20 protein-coding genes are annotated in these 17,980 nt (G+C 68.0%); 9 read left to right on the forward strand and 11 right to left on the reverse strand.

Features of this window, described 5'->3' with window-relative positions; all coding sequences use genetic code 11:
- Positions 1–6: 6 nt before the first annotated feature.
- The gene (locus PXD02_RS14285; RefSeq protein WP_275104502.1) at positions 7–543 is read right to left on the reverse strand and encodes a CAP domain-containing protein; all 537 of its coding nucleotides are present in this window, start codon (positions 541–543) and stop codon (positions 7–9) included.
- Positions 544–713: 170 nt separating this feature from the next.
- Between PXD02_RS14285 and lysM the strand changes: the two genes are divergently transcribed.
- The 3 genes from lysM to PXD02_RS14300 all read left to right on the forward strand — a co-directional run bounded on the left by lysM (position 714) and on the right by PXD02_RS14300 (position 3,528).
- Complete coding sequence (gene lysM, locus PXD02_RS14290; RefSeq protein WP_275104503.1) at positions 714–1,226, forward strand: peptidoglycan-binding protein LysM; 513 nt, start codon at positions 714–716, stop codon at positions 1,224–1,226.
- Between the two features lie 145 nt (positions 1,227–1,371).
- Positions 1,372–3,255 (forward strand): acyl-CoA synthetase, encoded by a 1,884-nt coding sequence (locus tag PXD02_RS14295; protein ID WP_275104504.1) that lies wholly within the window; start codon positions 1,372–1,374, stop codon positions 3,253–3,255.
- Positions 3,256–3,384: 129 nt separating this feature from the next.
- The gene (locus PXD02_RS14300; protein WP_275104505.1) at positions 3,385–3,528 is read left to right on the forward strand and encodes a hypothetical protein; all 144 of its coding nucleotides are present in this window, start codon (positions 3,385–3,387) and stop codon (positions 3,526–3,528) included.
- A gap of 117 nt (positions 3,529–3,645) precedes the next feature.
- Here the strand turns inward: PXD02_RS14300 and ettA are convergent, their stop codons facing one another.
- The 4 genes from ettA to rimO all read right to left on the reverse strand — a co-directional run bounded on the left by ettA (position 3,646) and on the right by rimO (position 8,123).
- On the reverse strand, positions 3,646–5,301 hold the full coding sequence (ettA, locus tag PXD02_RS14305; RefSeq protein WP_275104506.1) for an energy-dependent translational throttle protein EttA: 1,656 nt from the start codon (positions 5,299–5,301) through the stop codon (positions 3,646–3,648).
- A gap of 208 nt (positions 5,302–5,509) precedes the next feature.
- Positions 5,510–6,151 carry an MT-A70 family methyltransferase gene (locus PXD02_RS14310; protein ID WP_275104507.1) on the reverse strand — a complete coding sequence of 214 codons (642 nt, stop codon included), beginning with the start codon at positions 6,149–6,151 and terminating at the stop codon, positions 5,510–5,512.
- Positions 6,148–6,750 (reverse strand): BglII/BstYI family type II restriction endonuclease, encoded by a 603-nt coding sequence (locus PXD02_RS14315; RefSeq protein WP_275104508.1) that lies wholly within the window; start codon positions 6,748–6,750, stop codon positions 6,148–6,150. The genes PXD02_RS14310 and PXD02_RS14315 overlap by 4 nt, the downstream gene beginning before the upstream one ends.
- Positions 6,747–8,123 carry a 30S ribosomal protein S12 methylthiotransferase RimO gene (gene rimO / locus PXD02_RS14320; RefSeq protein ID WP_275106442.1) on the reverse strand — a complete coding sequence of 459 codons (1,377 nt, stop codon included), beginning with the start codon at positions 8,121–8,123 and terminating at the stop codon, positions 6,747–6,749. The genes PXD02_RS14315 and rimO overlap by 4 nt, the downstream gene beginning before the upstream one ends.
- A gap of 94 nt (positions 8,124–8,217) precedes the next feature.
- On the opposite strand from rimO, the gene PXD02_RS14325 reads away from it, so the two are divergent.
- Together PXD02_RS14325 and PXD02_RS14330 are read left to right on the forward strand one after the other, a co-directional pair.
- The gene (locus PXD02_RS14325) at positions 8,218–8,340 is read left to right on the forward strand and encodes a hypothetical protein (protein ID WP_275104509.1); all 123 of its coding nucleotides are present in this window, start codon (positions 8,218–8,220) and stop codon (positions 8,338–8,340) included.
- A 57-nt stretch (positions 8,341–8,397) separates the two neighbouring features.
- The gene (locus PXD02_RS14330; protein ID WP_275104510.1) at positions 8,398–8,841 is read left to right on the forward strand and encodes a hypothetical protein; all 444 of its coding nucleotides are present in this window, start codon (positions 8,398–8,400) and stop codon (positions 8,839–8,841) included.
- Here the strand turns inward: PXD02_RS14330 and PXD02_RS14335 are convergent, their stop codons facing one another.
- Genes PXD02_RS14335 through PXD02_RS14350 form a run of 4 tightly spaced genes read right to left on the reverse strand, consistent with a single transcriptional unit; the run spans position 8,842 to position 12,327 of the window.
- Positions 8,842–9,612 carry an ABC transporter permease gene (locus tag PXD02_RS14335; protein WP_275104511.1) on the reverse strand — a complete coding sequence of 257 codons (771 nt, stop codon included), beginning with the start codon at positions 9,610–9,612 and terminating at the stop codon, positions 8,842–8,844.
- Positions 9,609–10,550 carry an ABC transporter ATP-binding protein gene (locus PXD02_RS14340; protein WP_275104512.1) on the reverse strand — a complete coding sequence of 314 codons (942 nt, stop codon included), beginning with the start codon at positions 10,548–10,550 and terminating at the stop codon, positions 9,609–9,611. The genes PXD02_RS14335 and PXD02_RS14340 overlap by 4 nt, the downstream gene beginning before the upstream one ends.
- Complete coding sequence (locus tag PXD02_RS14345) at positions 10,547–11,743, reverse strand: MFS transporter (protein WP_275104513.1); 1,197 nt, start codon at positions 11,741–11,743, stop codon at positions 10,547–10,549. Before PXD02_RS14345 ends, PXD02_RS14340 begins: the two co-directional genes overlap by 4 nt.
- Positions 11,743–12,327 (reverse strand): NADPH-dependent FMN reductase, encoded by a 585-nt coding sequence (locus tag PXD02_RS14350; protein WP_275104514.1) that lies wholly within the window; start codon positions 12,325–12,327, stop codon positions 11,743–11,745. The genes PXD02_RS14345 and PXD02_RS14350 overlap by 1 nt, the downstream gene beginning before the upstream one ends.
- A gap of 162 nt (positions 12,328–12,489) precedes the next feature.
- On the opposite strand from PXD02_RS14350, the gene chrA reads away from it, so the two are divergent.
- Positions 12,490–13,680: a chromate efflux transporter gene (gene chrA / locus PXD02_RS14355; protein WP_275104515.1), complete on the forward strand. Its 1,191-nt coding sequence runs from the start codon at positions 12,490–12,492 to the stop codon at positions 13,678–13,680.
- On the opposite strand, the gene PXD02_RS14360 is transcribed toward chrA, so the two are convergent.
- Positions 13,681–14,949: a 4-aminobutyrate--2-oxoglutarate transaminase gene (locus PXD02_RS14360; protein ID WP_275104516.1), complete on the reverse strand. Its 1,269-nt coding sequence runs from the start codon at positions 14,947–14,949 to the stop codon at positions 13,681–13,683.
- Between the two features lie 113 nt (positions 14,950–15,062).
- Between PXD02_RS14360 and PXD02_RS14365 the strand changes: the two genes are divergently transcribed.
- Entirely contained in the window at positions 15,063–15,482 is a 420-nt protein-coding gene (locus PXD02_RS14365; RefSeq protein WP_275104517.1) for an META domain-containing protein, read from the forward strand.
- A gap of 4 nt (positions 15,483–15,486) precedes the next feature.
- Entirely contained in the window at positions 15,487–16,212 is a 726-nt protein-coding gene (locus PXD02_RS14370) for a rhomboid family intramembrane serine protease (RefSeq protein WP_275104518.1), read from the forward strand.
- Here the strand turns inward: PXD02_RS14370 and mnmC2 are convergent.
- The gene (gene mnmC2, locus PXD02_RS14375) at positions 16,209–16,880 is read right to left on the reverse strand and encodes a tRNA (5-methylaminomethyl-2-thiouridine)(34)-methyltransferase MnmC2 (protein WP_275106443.1); all 672 of its coding nucleotides are present in this window, start codon (positions 16,878–16,880) and stop codon (positions 16,209–16,211) included. The genes PXD02_RS14370 and mnmC2 overlap by 4 nt on opposite strands.
- Between mnmC2 and PXD02_RS14380 the strand changes: the two genes are divergently transcribed.
- Positions 16,879–17,925: an NAD(P)/FAD-dependent oxidoreductase gene (locus PXD02_RS14380; protein WP_473092030.1), complete on the forward strand. Its 1,047-nt coding sequence runs from the start codon at positions 16,879–16,881 to the stop codon at positions 17,923–17,925. The genes mnmC2 and PXD02_RS14380 overlap by 2 nt on opposite strands.
- Positions 17,926–17,980: the final 55 nt, after the last annotated feature.

The raw sequence follows: 17,980 nt of genomic DNA on the forward strand, positions 1-17,980 counted from the left end.
GCCCGCCTATCGGGGCGCGGCATAGATGGCCGCCCAGAACCGCGTCTTGCCGTCCGGCCCGATGGCCTGGCCGATGCCATAGTCGCGGACCTGCGGGATCAGGATATTGGCCCGGTGTCCGGCAGACCCGTTCCATTCGGCAAGCACCCGGCCTTGCGGAAACGGCCCCGCGGCGATGTTCTCGGCCGTGATCGAGGGCGCATAGCCCGCCGCCTTGACGCGAGGTCCCGGCCCGGTCGTCTTGCTGCCCAGATGCGTCATGCGACCGCGCTGCGCCATGTCGCAGGCGTGCCGGGCGGCGACCTGCGCCAGGACCGGGCTGGGCCGCACGGGGGGCAGGCCGGCGCTGCGGCGCAGGGTATTGGTGGCCGCCGCGCCCTGTTCGTTCTGGCCGGGCGTGGTGGCCAGGCAGGTCGCCGCGCCCGCAGCCATCAGCTGCATGGCGTGCGGATCGCCGCTGCGGGCATCGGACGCGGTTTGCGCGCAGCCGGTCAGGATGGCACCGCACAGGACGACGGCGGGAAGCAGGGGAAGACGTGTCATTGGCTTTCACCTTTCGAAGCGATGCGCACCCTGCGGGTGAAATTATGAATGAATTAACAATGCACGATTGACATACGGGTTCCCGAGCGCGGAATGACCGGATGGAACGCTTGCATAATGCCCGCGTTTTTTATTCAAATCGTTCCGTAACATGCTTGAAAGGACGCAGCATGGCCATCTGGGATTTCGTCAAGGACGCCGGAAAGTCGGTCTTCGGCAAGGCCGAAGCCGCCGAAGCAAGGCCCACTTCTCAGCCCGAAGCCGCAGCCGGAAAGCCCGCCCAGGATCCCGACACGACCCGCAAGGTCGCGGCGCTCAAGGCGGAACTGCGCACGCTGAACCTGGACAAGGACGACGTGCACCTGACCCTGCGCGGCGACACCGTCAGGATCGACAGCAAGGGCGCCGACAGGGAGACTCTGGAAAAGCTGGTGCTGGCCGTCGGCAATATCGAGGGCATCGCCAAGGTCGAGGCCGATCTGCCCGATGCGGGGGCGGGGGTCGAGGCCGGGCAGGCGCCCGTCTTCCACACCGTCAAGAAGGGCGAGACGCTGTCGGCCATCGCCAAGGCCTATCTGGGCAATGCCAGCAAATACAACGCCATCTTCGAGGCGAACCGGCCCATGCTGACCGATCCCGACAAGATCTATCCCGGCCAGACCCTGCGCATCCCGCAGGGCTGAGGCCCCTGACGCGGCGTCGGCTGTGTCCTGACGCCGCGTCCCGACACAGCGGGGCGCCAAGCCTCTTGCCGCCTTTCCCGCCCATGGACCATGGTATGCAAAAGCGGGATCAGGAGGGTGATCCCAGGACTTGGGGGGAGGATGGATGACCCGTTTCATCAGCTATGACGACCGCAACGCGCTGGAAGCGGAGATGCCGTATCAGGCGCGGGATCTGCCGGTCACGATCTATGGCTTTCTGACCCGCACCGCCGAACGCTTTCCCGACCGGCCCGCGATCAGCTTCCAGCTTCTGTCCGGTGCGGGCGACCATGCCACGACCCTGACCTGGCGCGAATTGCTGGAACGCGTGACGGAAACCGCCAACCTGCTGCGCAAGCTGGGCGTCGGCCCGACCGATACGGTGGCCTATCTGCTGCCCAACAGCATCGAAACCCCGGTGGTCCTGCTGGCGGGCGCGACGGCGGGGATCGTCAATCCCATCAACCCGCTGCTGGACGCCCAGCAGATCGCGGGCATCCTGCGTGAAACCCGCGCCAAGGTGCTGGTGACGCTGCGCGCCTTCCCGAAAACCGATGTCGCGCAGAAGGCCGCCGAGGCCGTGGCCCAGGCCCCCGGCGTCACCCATGTGATCGAGATCGACCTGAACCGCCACCTGCGCGGCCTCAAACGCTGGATCGTGCCGCTGATCCGCCCGCGCGTGAAGCGCCGCCACAAGGCCAGGATGCTGAATTTCGAGGCCGCGACCAGTGCCGAGAAGCACACCCGCCTGGATTTCGAGGATGTGCAGCAGGACCGCGTGGCGGCCTTCTTCCATACCGGCGGGACCACCGGCACGCCCAAGATCGCGCAGCACAAGTATTCCGGCATGATCTATAACGGCTGGCTGGGCGGCACGCTGCTGTTCGACGAAACCGACGTGCTGATGTGCCCGCTGCCGATGTTCCACGTCTTCGCGGCCTATCCGGTGCTGATGTCCTGCATCGCCTCGGGCGCGCATGTGGTGATGCCGACCCCCGCCGGATACCGGGGTGAGGGCGTCTTCGACAATTTCTGGAAGCTGATCGAACGCTGGCAGGCGACCTTCCTGATCACCGTGCCGACCGCCATTTCCGTGCTGATGCAGCGCCCGGTCAATGCCGATGTCAGTTCGCTGAGAACCGCGATCTCGGGCTCTGCCCCGCTGCCGATCGAGCTTTACAACCGCTTCAAATCCGCCACCGGGGTCGAGATCGCCGAAGGCTATGGCCTGACCGAGGCCACCTGCCTGGTCAGTTGCAACCCGGTGGACGGCGTCAAGAAGGTCGGCTCGGTGGGCATCCCCCTGCCCTATACCCATGTCCGCATCCTGAAGCATGACGACGGCGGCCGCGTCCACGAATGCCCCACTGATGTGGTCGGAGAGATCTGCGTCGCCAATCCCGGCGTCTTTCCCGGATCGACCTATACCGAGTCCGACAAGAACCACCACCTGTTCGCCGAGGACATCTATCTGCGCACCGGCGACCTGGGGCGGCTGGATCCGGACGGCTATCTGTGGATCACCGGGCGGGCCAAGGATCTGATCATCCGCGGCGGCCACAACATCGACCCCGCCGAGATCGAAGAGGCGTTGCTGTCCCATCCCGCCGTGGCCTTCGCGGGCGCCATCGGCCAGCCCGACAGCTTCGCGGGCGAACTGCCCTGCGTCTATGTGGAACTGGTGGCGGGCGCCTCGGTGACGGAATCCGACCTGCTGGACCACGCCAAGGCGCACATCCACGAACGCGCCGCCATCCCCAAGCATATCGAGATCCTGCCCGAACTCCCCAAGACCGCCGTGGGCAAGATCTTCAAGCCCGACCTGCGCCGCCTGGCCATCAAGCGCGTCTACGACGCGGCCCTGTCCGGCACCGGCACCCATGTCGCCGAGGTGGTCGAGGACAAGAAGCGCGGCCTGGTGGCGCGGCTTGCCCGCGAGAACGGCGTGGACGAAAGCGCCGTCAGGGCGAAGCTGGGGGAATTCACCCGGCCCTGGGATTGGGCATGACGGCGCGCGCGAGGATCCCGCTTTAATCGCCCTGCCTGCTGGAAGGGCAAGATCCGGTAACGCGGCTGTGTGTTTGTGCCAGCAGCGATTCGGGTCAGGCTTGGCCGTCCCAACAGGAAAGGACCACCGATGAAAAGACTTTCCCTTGTCACTTTGACCGCCTGCCTGCTGGCGGGCCCGGTCCTTGCCGCCCCCATCACCGCGCCCGAGGCGTCGGCCACCGGCCCGGTGGTGCTGGCCAACTGCCCCGGCAAGCCGCCGGTGAATGCTTGACGGATGCGCAACGCCGAAAGGCGTTGCGTGTCTTTCTAAGGATCAGCGGCGGAAAGAAGTTCGGCCTGCTGAGCCGCAATTGGCCGGGCGCGCGATTTCACGCATCCTGCCGCTGTCTCACCGCGTGAACTTCTTATACTTCACCCGCTTCGGCTCGATCGAATCCGGCCCCAGCCGCCGCACCTTGTCCTTCTCGTAATCCTCGAAGTTCCCCTCGAAGAACTCGACATGCGCATCGCCTTCAAAGGCCAGGATATGCGTGCAGAGCCGGTCCAGGAAGAACCGGTCGTGCGAGATGATGATCGCGCAGCCGGCGAAATTCTCGATGGCCGTTTCCAGGGCTTGCAGCGTCTCCACGTCCAGGTCGTTGGTCGGTTCGTCCAGCAGCAGCAGGTTGCCGCCGGATTTCAGCAGCTTGGCCATGTGGACGCGGTTGCGTTCGCCGCCCGACAGCAGGCCCACCTTTTTCTGCTGGTCGCCGCCCTTGAAGTTGAACGACCCCACATAGTTGCGGCTGTTGACCTGCGCGTCGCCCAGCTCGATCACCTCGGCCCCGCCCGAGATCTCTTCCCACACGGTCTTTTCCGGGTCCAGGCTGTCGCGCGACTGGTCGACATAGGACATCTTCACCGTCTCGCCGATGGTGATGGTGCCTTCGTCGGGCGCCTCTTGCCCGGTGATCATCTTGAACAGGGTCGACTTGCCCGCGCCGTTCGGGCCGATCACGCCGATGATGCCGCCGGGCGGCAGGCTGAAGGACAGATCCTCGATCAGCAGCTTGTCGCCCATGTGCTTCTTCAGGCCCTCGACCTCCAGCACCTTGCCGCCCAGGCGGGGGCCGTGCGGGATGACGATCTGCGCCTTGCCGACCAGTTCCTTGACCGATTCGTCGGCCATCTTGTTATAGGCCGAGATCCGGGCCTTGGATTTCGCCTGCCGGGCCTTGGCGCCGGCGCGGATCCATTCCAGTTCCTTTTCCATGGCCTTCTGCTTGGCCTTGTCCTCGCGCGCTTCCTGCGCGACCCGCTTGGCCTTGGCCTCCAGCCACGACGAATAGTTGCCCTCGTGCGGCAGGCCGCGGCCGCGTTCCAGTTCCAGGATCCAGGACGTGATGTCGTCCAGGAAATAGCGGTCGTGGGTCACGGTCAGGATCGTGCCCTTGTAGTCGATCAGGTGCTTTTGCAGCCAGGCGATGGTTTCGGCGTCCAGGTGGTTGGTCGGCTCGTCCAGCAGCAGCATGTCGGGCGCTTCCAGCAGCAGCTTGCACAGCGCCACGCGGCGGCGCTCGCCCCCCGACAGGGTTTCCACATCGGCATCGTCCGGCGGGCAGCGCAGCGCCTCCATCGCGATGTCGACCTGGTTGTCCAGATCCCACAGGTTCTCGGCGTCGATCTCGTCCTGCAACCGCGCCATCTCCTCGGCGGTCTCGTCCGAGTAGTTCATGGCCAGTTCGTTATAGCGGTCCAGCTTGGCCTGCTTGGCCTTGACGCCCTCCATGACGTTGCCGCGCACGTTCAGCTGCGGATCCAGCCAGGGTTCCTGCGACAGATAGCCCACGCGCGCGCCCTTGGCGGCCCAGGCCTCGCCCTGGAAATCCTTGTCGATCCCCGCCATCACCTTGAGCAGCGTCGATTTCCCCGCGCCGTTCACGCCGACGACACCGATCTTGACGCCCGGCAGGAAGTTGAGGTGGATGTTCTCGAACACCTTCTTGCCGCCGGGATAGGTCTTGGACACGCCGTCCATGTGGTAGACGAACTGATAGGACGCCATCGGAATCTCCTGCAAACTTTGGGTGCTATGTAGGCGAAAGCGGGGCCGGGTGAAAGGTCAGCGCGTCCCGGCCGGGAAATCGGATGCTGGCCCGGCATCTGCGCCAGCCAGCCTGTCCGGGTTCTCTGCGCGCGGGGCCTGCCGGGGCTGGCCCTGGGGACCGAAGGCCGGGCTGGTGGTGATCATCGGGGCCAACGCCTCCGCCGGTTCAGTCCTGGCGCAGCTTGACGACATTGCTTTGCGAGTGGTTGGAATAGGTCGGCCAGTCGGGTTCGTATTCCTCGGCCTGGTTGCCCCAGACGGTCCAGCCCTTGCGCGGGCCGCGGGCGAACATCTCCAGCCGCGGGCCCCAGCTGCACGCCTCGATCAGGCCGTATTGTTCGTCGGGCTTGCGCGAATGTTCGCGCTTCTGCGTGGCGATGATGTTTTCCTGGGTCCGGCCCGGATCCAGCGTGCGCACGTCCTTGCCGCGCACGCCGAACAGCAGGATCTCGGTCACGTTGCGGAAATAGAAGCCGACGCCGCGCCGGTCGGGGCCGCCATCCTTGCGGACCTTGTACCAGATCAGGTTGGATTTGTATTTGAAACCCCAGTGCTCCATCACCTTCAGCCCCTCGGGCAGCAGGGCGTTGGGCACCCACAGGTAGAGATGTGACCGGGCATCCGCGATGGCCTCGACCGGCAGGTCGCAGATCTCGTCCAGGCCCATGGTCGGATAGCGCGACAGGCGCTTGTGTTCGGGGGCCATCTTGCCGGTGCGGTTCTGGAACTGCCAGGGCGGATCGGCCAGGATGGTGCCGAACTTGACCGCGCCCGCGGTGGCCAGAAGGTCGTCAGACGCGCTGCTCATGACTGGCCTCCGGTATCCAGGTAAAGGGCTTTGGTGATCCCGAACACCAATAGCGGACAGCCCGCCCCGCCGCCACCTTCAATTCGCGGCAGCAGCTTCGACATATGCGTGGTGGATTCGCCATAGGACGACCCGCGCCCCAACTGCCGGAAGATCTGCTGCAATTCGTCCGCGCGGGTGACGATCACGCCCACGGACAGCGCGCGCAGGTCGAACAGCAGGCGGAAGTTGTTGAGATCCCTGTCGTAAAAGGGATCCTTGTTGTTCCATTCGATCTCCAGCCCGATACCGCGCTTGAAGCAATCGACCTTGTGGGTGGGGCTTTCCTTCAGCGCGTCATCGACGACGATGCCGGTGCGGAACTGCCGTTCGCGCCAGCCGCGCGTTTCCAGAAACCCGTCGATGAAGGCGGACACGCGCGACTTGTTGCCGCCCGCCACCTCGATCCATTCGCGCTTCAGGCGGAAGGCGGTCAGCACGTCGATGATGTCGCGCCATTCGTCGGGAAAGTCATGGGCCAGGATGGCGCTGGCATGGCGCCATTCGTGGACCTCGTAATGATCGGCGATGAAGGCGGGCAGCCGGTTGCGAAGCGTCACAAACGGCCCCAGAGATCGTATTCGCCGGCCTCGTCCACCGTCACGGTCACGATATCGCCGGGGGTGAGCTTTCCGAACCCTTCGTCGATGAACAGGTTGCCGTCTATTTCCGGCGCATCGGCCCTGGTGCGGCAGGTGGCGCCCTGGTCGTCCACGCTGTCCACGATCACCTCAAGGCGCTGGCCCACCTTGGCGGCCAGCTTGGCCTCGGAAATGGCCTGGGCCTTTTCCATGAAGCGGTCGAAGCGGTCCTGCTTGACCTCGGGTGCGACATGGTCGGGCAGGTCGTTGGCCCGCGCGCCCTTGACGTTTTCGTATTGGAAGGCGCCGACGCGATCCAGTTGCGCCTCGTCCAGCCAGTCCAGCAGGGTCTGGAACTCGGCCTCGGTCTCGCCGGGGTAACCCACGATGAAGGTGGATCGCAGGGTGATGTCGGGGCAGATGGCGCGCCAGGCGGCGATCTCGTCCAGGGTGCGCGCGGCCGCCGCAGGCCGGGCCATGCGGCGCAGCGTGTCGGGATGGGCGTGCTGGAAGGGGATGTCCAGATATGGCAGCACCAGGCCATCCGCCATCAGCGGGATCAGGTCGCGCACATGCGGATAGGGATAGACGTAATGCAGCCGCAGCCAGGCCCCAAGCCCGCCCAGATCGCGGGCCAGGTCGGTGATATGGGCGCGGTGGCCGCGTTCGGTTTCAAACTTGCGATCCACCCCATAGGCCGAGGTATCCTGCGAAATGACCAGCAGTTCGCGCACCCCGGCCGCGACCAGCTTCTCGGCCTCTCGCACGACGGCATGGGCCGGGCGGCTGACCAGACGCCCGCGCATGTCGGGGATGATGCAGAACCTGCACTTGTGATTGCAGCCTTCCGAAATCTTCAGATAGCTGTAATGGCGCGGCGTCAGGCTGACGCCCGATGCGGGCAGCAGGTCGATGAAGGGATCGGGCTGCGGCGGCACCGCCCGGTGGACGGCATCCAGCACCGCCTCGTATTGATGCGGGCCGGTGACGGCCAGAACCTTGGGATGGGCGCCGGTGATATAGTCGGGTTCCGCCCCTAGGCAACCGGTGACCAGAACCTTGCCGTTTTCGCGCAGCGCCTCGCCGATGGCATCCAGCGATTCCGCCTTGGCACTGTCCAGGAAGCCGCAGGTGTTCACGATCACCGCGTCGGCGCCCTTGTAGTCGGGGCTGATCGCATAGCCCTCGGCCCGCAGGCGGGTCAGGATCCGCTCGCTGTCCACCAGCGCCTTGGGACAGCCGAGGCTGACCATGCCGATGGTCGGCTGGCCTTCGCGCCGCTCCCCCAGGCTGTCGGCGGGGATGCGGGCGCGGGCCAGGTCGGGGCGCAGATCGGGCGGGTTCATGTGCATCCGCCGCAAATAGGCGATTCGGGGCCGCCGGAAAAGAGCCGAGACGCCCCGCCCCTGACAATCGCGCGAGCGGGCCTGCGCGGGGGTTTTCAGGATGCCCCGTCCCCCCGGCCATGAGCCCCTGGAAAAGATTGCCGGATGGATCGTGGCGGCCCTGGTCCTGGGGTCGATGATCATGGCGGACATGGCCATGGCGCAGCAGGCGGCCCCGGCCTGACGGCGGCGTCGCCGGAACGTGATTTCCTTGGCCCCGGCCAATCGGCAAGATGGGCGCATGACCCGATTTGTCACGATCCTTGCCGCCGCCCTGCTGGCCGCCCTGCCCGTCGCCAGCCAGGCCGAGATCGTCGATCGCGGCCGTTTCATCGACGTGAACGACCATCGCGGCGGCAACGTCATCCAGACCGTGCAATTGCGCGAACGGCTGGCGCGATCCGGCAAGACCGTGCGGATCCGGGGCTATTGCCGGTCGGCCTGCACGATCCTGACGACGATGCCGAACGCCTGCCTCGCGGCGGATGCGCGCATCGGCTTTCACGCGCCGCGCCTTCCGAACACCCAGATCATCCCGCCCCTGGTGGACGAGATCATGGGCAGCTTCTATCGCGGCGGCATCCGCGACCGCTGGTTCGGCGGCTGGAACCGGTCGATGACGATGACGATCCTGTCCGCGCGCGATTATGTGCGGCTGGACCCGCAGACGAAGATCTGCGGCTGATCATTCCCGCAGCCGCCAGCCCGTCGCGAAGATCCAGCGGATCGCAAGGCAGCAGGCCAGGATCATCAGGCTGACGGCCACCAGCGACACGCCGACCGGCACGTCGGCCAGCCCGAAGAACGACCAGCGGAAGCCCGACACCAGATAGAGGACCGGGTTCAGCTTGGCCACCGCCTCCCAGAAGGGCGGCAGCATGTCGGACGAATAGAAGGCGCCGCCCAGGAACACCAAGGGCGTGATGACCATCATCGGCACGATCTGCAACTGCTCGAACGACTTGGCCCACAGCCCGATGATGAAGCCCAGCAGGCTGAAGCCGGTGGCGGTCAGCACCAGAAAGGTCAGCATCCAGAACGGGTGCAGGATATGGACGCCCACGAAGAAGAAACTGGTCAGCAGGATCACCAGGGCGATCAGCACGGCCTTCATGGCGGCGGCGCCGACGAAACCCAGCGTCACCTCGATCCAGCCGACCGGCGAGACCAGGTATTCATAGATCGTGCCGCTGAATTTCGGGAAATAGATGCCGAAGCTGGCATTGCTGACCGATTGCTGAAGGATCGTCAGCATCATCAGGCCCGGCACGATGAAGGCGCCGTATTCAACGCCCTCGACCGACTGGATGCGCCCGCCGATGGCCGCGCCGAAGACCACGAAATACAGCACGGTGGACAGGACCGGCGACAGCAGCGACTGCATGACGGTGCGGAAGAAGCGCGTCATCTCGTGGTGGAAGATCGCCCAGACGCCGGGCCAGTTGACCGCGCTCATGCTGTCACCTCTTGCCGGGGTTCGCTGACCAGGGCGATGAACACCTCTTCCAGGCTGGACTGCCGGGTCGAGACGTCGCGCACCAGGATCCCCTGGGCGGCCAGATCGCCCAGCAGATGCGCGATGCCGGTGCGTTCCGCCCGCGTGTCGTATTCATAGGTCAGCGCCCGGCCGTCCAGCGACAGCCGCAGGCCCCGGCCGGTCAGTTCGTCGGGGATCATGGTCAAAGGCTCGGACAGTTCGACGGTCAGGGTCTTCTTGCCGAATTCGCCCATCAACTCGTGCGTGGGCTTGACCAGCAGCAGCCGGCCCTTGTTGATGACGCCGACGCGGTCGGCCATTTCCTCGGCCTCTTCCAGGTAATGGGTGGTCAGGATGATGGTCACGCCGTCGCGGCGAAGCTGGTCGACGACCTCCCACATCTCGCGGCGCAGGGCCACGTCCACGCCCGCCGTGGGCTCGTCCAGGAACAGCACCTTGGGCCGGTGCGCCAGGGCCTTGGCGATCAGCACGCGGCGCTTCATGCCGCCCGACAATTCGCGGGTCATGGCGTCGCGCTTGTCCCACAGGGCCAGGCTGCGCAGCACCTGTTCGATATAGGCCTCGTCCGGGCCTTCGCCATAGAGGCCGCGCGTGAAGCGGACGCAGGCGATCACCGTTTCGAACGGCTCCAGCGCGACTTCCTGGGGCACCAGGCCGATCAGCCTGCGCGCCGCGCGCCAGTCGCTGCGGATGTCGTGGCCGCCCACGCGGACCGTGCCGCCGGTCGGCACCACCAGCCCGCAGATGATCGAGATCAGCGTCGTCTTGCCCGCACCGTTCGGTCCCAGCAGGGCGATGATCTCGCCTTCATGGATGTCCAGCGACACATCGCTCAGCGCGCGGGTGCCGCTGTCATATTGCTTGGACAGGTTGTCGATCTGGATGATCGCGGTCATTCGGCAGTCCTTTTCACATGCAACGCGGGGGCCTGCCGCCGCAAGATCGCGGCCAGGGCCAGGGCCAGCAGACCGAAGCCCGCCGCCCCGGTCAGGAAAGCCCCCGAATAGCCCAGATGGGCGACAAGGGGCGTCGACGCCAGGGGCGACAGGAACTGCCCCAGGAAAATGGCCGAGGTGATCAGCCCCGACACCAGCCCGCGATAGCGCGCGGGCGCCGCGTTCAGCGCCGTGGTGATGAAGGTGGGCATGCAGAAGCCAAGCCCCGCCCCGATCAGCGCCGCGCCCGCCATCGCCACCGCCAGCCCAGGCGCCAGGGCGATCGCGGCGAAACCCAGGGCCAGCATCAGATAGCCCAGCACCGGCGTGGCGATCCGGCCCAGCCGCACCAGGCCCGAGATGACCGACATCACCGCGGCCGAGGCCATCATCGCCCCCATCACCGTGCCCGCATGGCGCGGATCCTCCAGCCCGATCCCGCGCAGGTGATAGGGCAGTTGGGTGGGAACCGCATAGAAGATCACGAAGGTCAGCCCGGCGGCCCCCGCCATGACCCCCGCGACCATCCGCCAACCGGGATCGGCGGGCAGTTCCAGGGCGGCAGAGGGACCGCGCGCGGATCCGTGCCGGTGCGGTTCGGGCAGGATGCGCCACAGCAGCGGCAACAGCGGCACGGCCAGGCCATAGATCGCAAAGGGCAGCCGGGGATCGCTGGCGGCCAGCAGCCCTGCGGTGGTCACGAAGGCCAGCCCGCCGACATTGGTCGCGGCCATCTGGTATCCCATCAGCCGCCCGCGCGCCGGGCCGTCGAAGTAATCGCCCACAAGCGCCGCCTGCGCCGTCATGATCAGCGCCACCCCCAGGCCAAGCGCCAGGCGGCTGGCCAGGATCGCCTCCAGCGTCGGCAGATACAGCCCGGCGGTTCCCGCGACGGCATAGATCGCCAGCCCCCACAGCAGCGGGCGGCGGCGGCCCAGCCGGTCGGCCAGAACCCCGGCCAGCGGCGCCACCACCGCGACCAGCAGCGACGGCGCGGTGATCAGCAGCCGGGTGATGGTGGGCGCCAGCGGATCATCGGCGAAAGCGGCTTCCAGCCCCGGCAGGGACGGAGTGATCGTCGCGTTCGACATCACCGTCAGCGTCGCGGCCAGCATCAGCCCCCAGCTTCGCGGATCGGACAGTAGGCGGTCCATCAGCCGTCGTCCCAGGGGTGATAGGGGCGCGCGCGGCGTGCATCGGCCAGCGCCTCGACCCACCATTCCAGCCGGTGCGCAAAGACCGCCATCGCCGCCTCGGCCGCCGCAGCCTCGTTCGGATCGGTGATATGGCCCAGTTCGTCGAACCGCCGCCAGGGCGAGGCGAAGCTGACCGTGTCGCGCAGCGTGACCGTATGCAGTTCCGCCAGGATGATCCGCAGCGCCTCGACCGCGCGCAGCCCGCCCGAGAGGCCGCCATAGCCGATCAGCCCCACCGGCCGCGCCCACCATTCGGCGGTCACGCTGTCGATCAGCGTCTTGAGGTGGCCCGGTTCGGCATGGTTGTATTCAGGGGTCACGATGACGAAGCCGTCCAGATCCGCCATCCGTTTCCGCAGCCGTGCGATGGCCTCGGCATCGCCGATCTGCACCGGCAGCAGGTCGGGGTCGGCGGGGTCGATCATCCGCGTGGCGAAGCCGTGGCCTTCCAGTTGGCGGATCACCCAGAAGGCCACCCGGTCGTTGATCCGCCCCTCGCGGATCGACCCCAGGATCACCCCGATGCACTTGCGTTCCGCCATCGCCTGTCCCTTGCGCGCTCTGTAAGGCTCCGGCCCTAAAGACAATCGTCGCGGGCCGAGGACAAGGCGAAAATGTCCCTGCTTGTTCCGGCGCGCCCCATTGCCCTGCCGCTCCCGCCCGTGCAAGAAACCCGCGATGCCGCCGATCAGGGGAAACCAGCCATGCCCGCCCGCAGCACGCCGATCCAGGTTTTCCTGGTGTTCCTGAAGCTGGGCCTGACATCCTTCGGGGGGCCGGTGGCCCATCTGGGCTATTTCCGCGACGAATTCGTGGTCAGGCGGCAATGGCTGTCGGACGCCGCCTATGGCGATCTGGTGGCGCTGTGCCAGTTCCTGCCCGGACCGGCCTCCAGCCAAGTGGGCTTCGCCCTGGGGCTGATGCGCGCGGGCTGGGCGGGGGCGGCGGCGGCATTCCTGGGCTTCACCCTGCCCTCGGCGCTGCTGCTGGCGGGGCTGGCGCTGACCGGGCTGGGCCTGGGCGGCGGCGAGGCCGCGGCGGGCGTCATCCACGGGCTGAAGATCGTGGCCGTCGCCATCGTCGCCCAGGCCGTCTGGGGCATGGCGCGCAGCCTCTGCCCCGACCGGACGCGGGCGGGCATCGCCCTGGCGGCGGTCCTGGTGCTGATCCTGCTGCCGGGATCGGTGGGCATGATGGGCGCCATCGCCGCAGGCGCGGCGGCGGGGCTGGTCCTGTGCCGCGCGCCCGACGCCCCTGCCCCGGCGGCCTTCGCGACCCGAGTCTCGCGGCGGACGGGGCTGGCGGCGCTGATCGTCTTCGCGATCCTGCTGGCCGTCCTGCCGCTGCTGGCGCCCTGGAGCCAGGGATTCGCCCTGGCCGAGAGCTTCTTCCGCGCCGGATCGCTGGTCTTCGGCGGCGGCCATGTCGTCCTGCCGCTGCTGGAGGCCGGGACGGTCGCGACAGGCTGGATCGGTCCCGACGCCTTCCTGGCCGGATACGGGCTGGCGCAGGCGGTTCCCGGCCCGCTGTTCACCTTCGCGGCCTGGCTGGGCGCGCTGATGGCCGTTCCGCCCAACGGCATCGCCGGCGCGGCGATCGCGCTTCTGGCGCTGTTCCTGCCGGGCTTCCTGATCCTGACCGCCGCCCTGCCCTTCTGGGACCGGCTGCGCCGGCAACCGGGCGCGCAGGCGGCGATGGCAGGCGCCAATGCGGCGGTTGTGGGGATCCTGGGGCTGGCGCTCTATGATCCGGTCTTCGTCAGCGCGATCGGCGGCCGGGCCGATTTCGCCTTGGCCCTGACCTGCTTCCTGGCGCTGATCGTCTGGAAGGCCCCGTCCTGGGCAGTCGTGCTGCTGGCGGCTGGCGCGGGGGCGGCGATGACGCTGGCCGGGTGATTATCCCCGCGCCGCCAGCAGGCTTTCGTCCAGGATGTCCAGGGCTTCCTCGAACACCGCGTCCGGGATCGTCAGCGGCGCGAGGAACCGGACCACGTTGCCATAGACCCCGCAGGTCAGCAGGATCAGCCCGCGCTTCAACGCCTCTTCCCGGACGCGGTTGGTGAAGTCGGGATTGGGGCTGTCGGTGCCCGGCAGGGTGAATTCGACCGCGTTCATGAAGCCGGGGCCGCGAATGTCGGCGATCTGCGGGATCTGGTCGCGCGCGGCGGCCAGCCGCTGCTTCAGCCGCTGGCCCAGGCGGGTGGCGCGGTCGCACAGCCCCTCGTCCTCGATCACGTCCAGCACGGCATGGGCGGCGGCGACGCCCAGCGGGTTGCCCGCATAGGTGCCGCCCAGGCCGCCGGGATCGGGGCTGTCCATCACCTCGGCCCGGCCCGTCACCGCGCTGATCGGCAGGCCCCCGCCCAGGCCCTTGGCCATGGTCACCAGATCGGCGGCGACGCCGTGATGCTCCATCGCGAACAGCTTGCCGGTGCGGGCGAAGCCGGTCTGCACCTCGTCCGCGATCAGCAGCATCCCGTGATGATCGCACAGCGCGCGCAGTTCCGCCATGAAGCCCTGCGGCACCTCGTAGAAGCCGCCCTCGCCCTGGACCGGCTCGACGATGATCGCGGCGACGCGGGCGGGTTCCAGATCGGCCTTGAACAGCTGTTGCAGGGCCTTCAGCGCGTCCTCCTTGGAAACGCCGTGCAGCGGGTTCGGGAAGGGCAGGTGCCAGACATCGGGCATCATCGGCCCGAAGCCCGCCTTGTAGGGCTGGACCTTGCCGGTCAGCGCCATGCCCATGAAGGTCCGCCCATGGAAACCGCCCGCGAAGCTGACGATGCCGGGGCGGCCGGTGTAATGGCGGGCGATCTTGACGGCGTTTTCCACCGCCTCGGCCCCGGTGGTGGCGAAGATGGTCTTTCTCTCGAAATCGCCGGGGACAAGCGCGTTCAGGCGTTCCGCCAGGGCGACATAGTTTTCGTAGGGAACGACCTGGTGGCAGGTATGGGTGAAACGGTCCAGCTGCGCGCGCACGGCCTCGATCACGCGGGGATGGCGGTGGCCGGTGTTCACCACCGCGATGCCCGCCGCAAAGTCGATATAGCGGTTGCCGTCCTTGTCCCAGATCTCGGCATTCTCGGCGCGGTCGGCATAGATCTGCGTCGTCATGCCCACGCCACGGGAAATGGCGGCGTTCTTGCGGTCGGTCATGCTGGTCATCGGAATCCCCCTTCGGTTCGCGCGATGCTAGCGCAGCGGCAGGGCGCCGAACAGGCCCGGCTTGCGTCCGGCGACGGGCCGGGCGATGCTTGCCCCAACCAAGGAGGTTCCCGATGCCCCCCGCCCGAACGATCGCCGGTCTTGCCGTCATCGCCAGCCTTGCCGCCTGCCAGGACGCGGGCGAACGGTCGGTCGCCCTGCTGCGGCCCGGCGGCAGCTTCACCGTCGCCCGCATCGACGGCGCCCCCGCCCCCGCAGGCGTCACGCTGGAAGTGGGCGAGGACGGACGCGTCAGCGGCCGCGCGCCCTGCAACCGCTACAGCGGCCAGTTGACCGAAAGCGGCGGGGCGATGGCCGTCAGCGGCATGGTGATGACCCGCATGGCCTGCGTCGAGACCGACCGCAACCTGGCCGAGACGCGCTTCGCCACCGCCCTGGGCAGCGTCACCGCCGCGCGCGGCACGGCGGAGGGCATCGCCCTGACCGACCCCGAGGGCAAGGAACGAATCGGCCTGATCGCGGCCGGACGCTGACCCGGTGTTCCCGATCCGCGACCACAATCCGTCGCAGCAAAGCCCGCGGATCACCTATGCGCTGATCGCCGCCAATATCGCGATGTTCCTGCTGACCCTGCCGGCGGTGCAGGGCGGCGAATGGCTGTGGACGCGGCTGGCGCTCTATCCGCTGGCGGTGACGCATGGCGAGCTGCTGTGGGGCCTTCTGACGCATATGTTCCTGCATGGCGGGATTCTGCATCTTGCGGGCAACATGCTGTTCCTGTGGGTTTTCGGCGACAACATGGAGGAACAGCTGGGCCATATGGGCTTTCTGGCCTTCTACCTGATCGCGGGCCTCGCGGCGGCTGCGGCGCAGACCCTGGCCGAGCCGCTGTCGCCCATTCCGATGGTCGGCGCATCGGGGGCGATCGCCGGGGTGATGGGCGGCTATCTGCTGCTGTTTCCCCGCGCGCGGGTCGATACCGTCGCGATCTTCATCGTCTTCTTCAAGGTCTTCACCTTGCCCGCCTGGATCGTTCTGGGCGTCTGGCTGGCGATCCAGATCTTCGGCGGCTCGTCCTCGCCCGGCGATCAGGGCGGGACCGCCTATTGGGCCCATGCCGGGGGGTTTCTGGCCGGGGCGCTGCTGGCCCTGCCCCGCTTCCTGCGGCTGGGCGGTCCGGGGTTCTGGGCGCGCACCCACGGCCACCCGCCCCACCCCGAGGCCGTCTATGCTCCGACCCGCATCCCGCCGGTCGGGCGCTAGGGTTTCACGCCGGCGCTCATGTGCCGCTTGCGGCCGAAGCCGGGGCGGCGCTCGACCCGGAACCCGGCCTGGGCCAGGGCGCGCCGCACCCCGCCCGCCGCCGTATAGGTGGCGAAGCTGCCCCCCGGCGCCGTGCAGCGCCCGACATGGACCATGATCTCGTCGCACCACATCTCGGGGTTCTTGGCGGGCGAAAAGCCGTCGAGGAACCAGGCATCGGCCCGCCCGTCCCAGCCGGGCAGGGTCAGCGCCACGTCGCCGATCCGCAGATGCAGTTCCACCTGCCCCACGCGGATCACCTCTCGGCCCCAGCCCGCGCGCAGTTGCGCCGCCGGATCGGCCAGTTCCGGGAAGGCCGCATGGGCCTGTTCCAGTTGCGCAAGGGACATCGGCCAGCCCTCGAAACTGGTCATCACCACCGGCACCGCCGCCACCTGCGCCAGGGCCAGGCAGTTCAGCCCGGTCCCGAAGCCCAGTTCCGCCACATGGAACCCAGGCCGCAGCCGCGCGGGCAGGCCGTTGCCGTCCAGGAAGACGTGCCGGGTCTCGGCCAGCCCGCCCGCAAGGCTGAAATAGGGATCGTCGAAGCGGGTGGAAACCGGCACGCCGCCGTCGCGCCAGTCAAGCTGCGGGTGGCGGGCGGGGTCGGGATCGGGTAACGCGCTCATGACGGCAGCTAGGGGAAAGGCAGGGGCCTTGACAAGCGTCACGATCATCGGCGGCGGCATCTTCGGCCTGACCTGCGCCTGGGAGATGACCCGGCGCGGCGCCCCCGTCCGCCTGTTCGAGGCCGCGCGGATCGGCGCCGGATCCTCGGGCGGCCATGTCGGCGCCCTGGCCCCCCATGCGCCGGAAAACTGGAACCCCAAGAAACAATTCCAGCTGGACAGCCTGCTGATGGCCCCGGCCTTCTGGTCGGGGGTCGAGGCCGCCTCCGGCCTGCCCAGCGGCTACGCCCGCACCGGCCGCCTGCAACCCGTCGCCGCCGCCGACCGCCTGCAAGACCGCATCGCCGCCGCCGCCCGCTGGCCCCAGGACTGCGCGATGCGTCTGACCGACACCCCGGCGGGCGGCCTGATCCCCGACAGCCCCTCGGGCCTGTGGCTGTTCGACGGATTGACCGCGCGCCTGTCCCCCCGCGCGGCGGGCGCGGCGCTGGCCGCCGCGATCCGCACCCGCGGCGGAGAGATCATCGAAGGCCAGCAGCCCGGCCCCCTCATCGGCCCGGTTATCTGGGCGACCGGCACGCCGGGCCTGGCGGATCTGTCCCGCGACCTCGGCCGCCCCATCGGCAAGGGCGTCAAGGGCCAGTCGGCGCTGCTGCGCCACGCCGCCCCCGACGCGCCGCAGGTCTTCGCCGACGGCCTGCATGTCGTGCCCCATGCGGACGGCACGGTGGCGATCGGCTCGACCTCGGAAAACGACTATGACCACCTGGACCCCGACGACCGGATCGAGGCGTTGATCGCCCAGGCCCGCGCGATCTGCCCGCAGCTTCGCGACGCCCCGGTGATCGACCGCTGGGCGGGCGTCCGCCCCCGCGCGCAAAGCCGCGCCCCGATTCTGGGACCGTGGCCGGGCCGCCCCGGCCATTTCGTCGCTAATGGCGGCTTCAAGATCGGCTTCGGCATGGCCCCGAAGATCGCCCAGGCGATGGCCGACCTGATCCTGGACGGCCATGCCTCCATCCCCGAGGGCTTCCGCCTGACCTGATTTCACTTTGGCAGAAATATCCTCGGGGGGTCCGGGGGGCGAAGCGCCCCCGGCC

The sequence above is a fragment of the Paracoccus sp. S3-43 genome (assembly GCF_029027965.1).
Lineage (GTDB): Bacteria > Pseudomonadota > Alphaproteobacteria > Rhodobacterales > Rhodobacteraceae > Paracoccus.

What these genes read in the sequence shown, in the direction of transcription:
- PXD02_RS14285 (WP_275104502.1), bottom strand. Translation starts at nt 543, where the DNA reads ATGACACGTCTTCCCCTGCTTCCCGCCGTCGTCCTGTGCGGTGCCATC.
- lysM (WP_275104503.1), top strand. Translation starts at nt 714, where the DNA reads ATGGCCATCTGGGATTTCGTCAAGGACGCCGGAAAGTCGGTCTTCGGC.
- PXD02_RS14295 (WP_275104504.1), top strand. Translation starts at nt 1,372, where the DNA reads ATGACCCGTTTCATCAGCTATGACGACCGCAACGCGCTGGAAGCGGAG.
- PXD02_RS14300 (WP_275104505.1), top strand. Translation starts at nt 3,385, where the DNA reads ATGAAAAGACTTTCCCTTGTCACTTTGACCGCCTGCCTGCTGGCGGGC.
- ettA (WP_275104506.1), bottom strand. Translation starts at nt 5,301, where the DNA reads ATGGCGTCCTATCAGTTCGTCTACCACATGGACGGCGTGTCCAAGACC.
- PXD02_RS14310 (WP_275104507.1), bottom strand. Translation starts at nt 6,151, where the DNA reads ATGAGCAGCGCGTCTGACGACCTTCTGGCCACCGCGGGCGCGGTCAAG.
- rimO (WP_275106442.1), bottom strand. Translation starts at nt 8,123, where the DNA reads ATGCACATGAACCCGCCCGATCTGCGCCCCGACCTGGCCCGCGCCCGC.
- PXD02_RS14325 (WP_275104509.1), top strand. Translation starts at nt 8,218, where the DNA reads ATGCCCCGTCCCCCCGGCCATGAGCCCCTGGAAAAGATTGCCGGATGG.
- PXD02_RS14330 (WP_275104510.1), top strand. Translation starts at nt 8,398, where the DNA reads ATGACCCGATTTGTCACGATCCTTGCCGCCGCCCTGCTGGCCGCCCTG.
- PXD02_RS14335 (WP_275104511.1), bottom strand. Translation starts at nt 9,612, where the DNA reads ATGAGCGCGGTCAACTGGCCCGGCGTCTGGGCGATCTTCCACCACGAG.
- PXD02_RS14340 (WP_275104512.1), bottom strand. Translation starts at nt 10,550, where the DNA reads ATGACCGCGATCATCCAGATCGACAACCTGTCCAAGCAATATGACAGC.
- PXD02_RS14345 (WP_275104513.1), bottom strand. Translation starts at nt 11,743, where the DNA reads ATGGACCGCCTACTGTCCGATCCGCGAAGCTGGGGGCTGATGCTGGCC.
- PXD02_RS14350 (WP_275104514.1), bottom strand. Translation starts at nt 12,327, where the DNA reads ATGGCGGAACGCAAGTGCATCGGGGTGATCCTGGGGTCGATCCGCGAG.
- chrA (WP_275104515.1), top strand. Translation starts at nt 12,490, where the DNA reads ATGCCCGCCCGCAGCACGCCGATCCAGGTTTTCCTGGTGTTCCTGAAG.
- PXD02_RS14360 (WP_275104516.1), bottom strand. Translation starts at nt 14,949, where the DNA reads ATGACCAGCATGACCGACCGCAAGAACGCCGCCATTTCCCGTGGCGTG.
- PXD02_RS14365 (WP_275104517.1), top strand. Translation starts at nt 15,063, where the DNA reads ATGCCCCCCGCCCGAACGATCGCCGGTCTTGCCGTCATCGCCAGCCTT.
- PXD02_RS14380 (WP_473092030.1), top strand. Translation starts at nt 16,879, where the DNA reads ATGACGGCAGCTAGGGGAAAGGCAGGGGCCTTGACAAGCGTCACGATC.
- mnmC2 (WP_275106443.1), bottom strand. Translation starts at nt 16,880, where the DNA reads ATGAGCGCGTTACCCGATCCCGACCCCGCCCGCCACCCGCAGCTTGAC.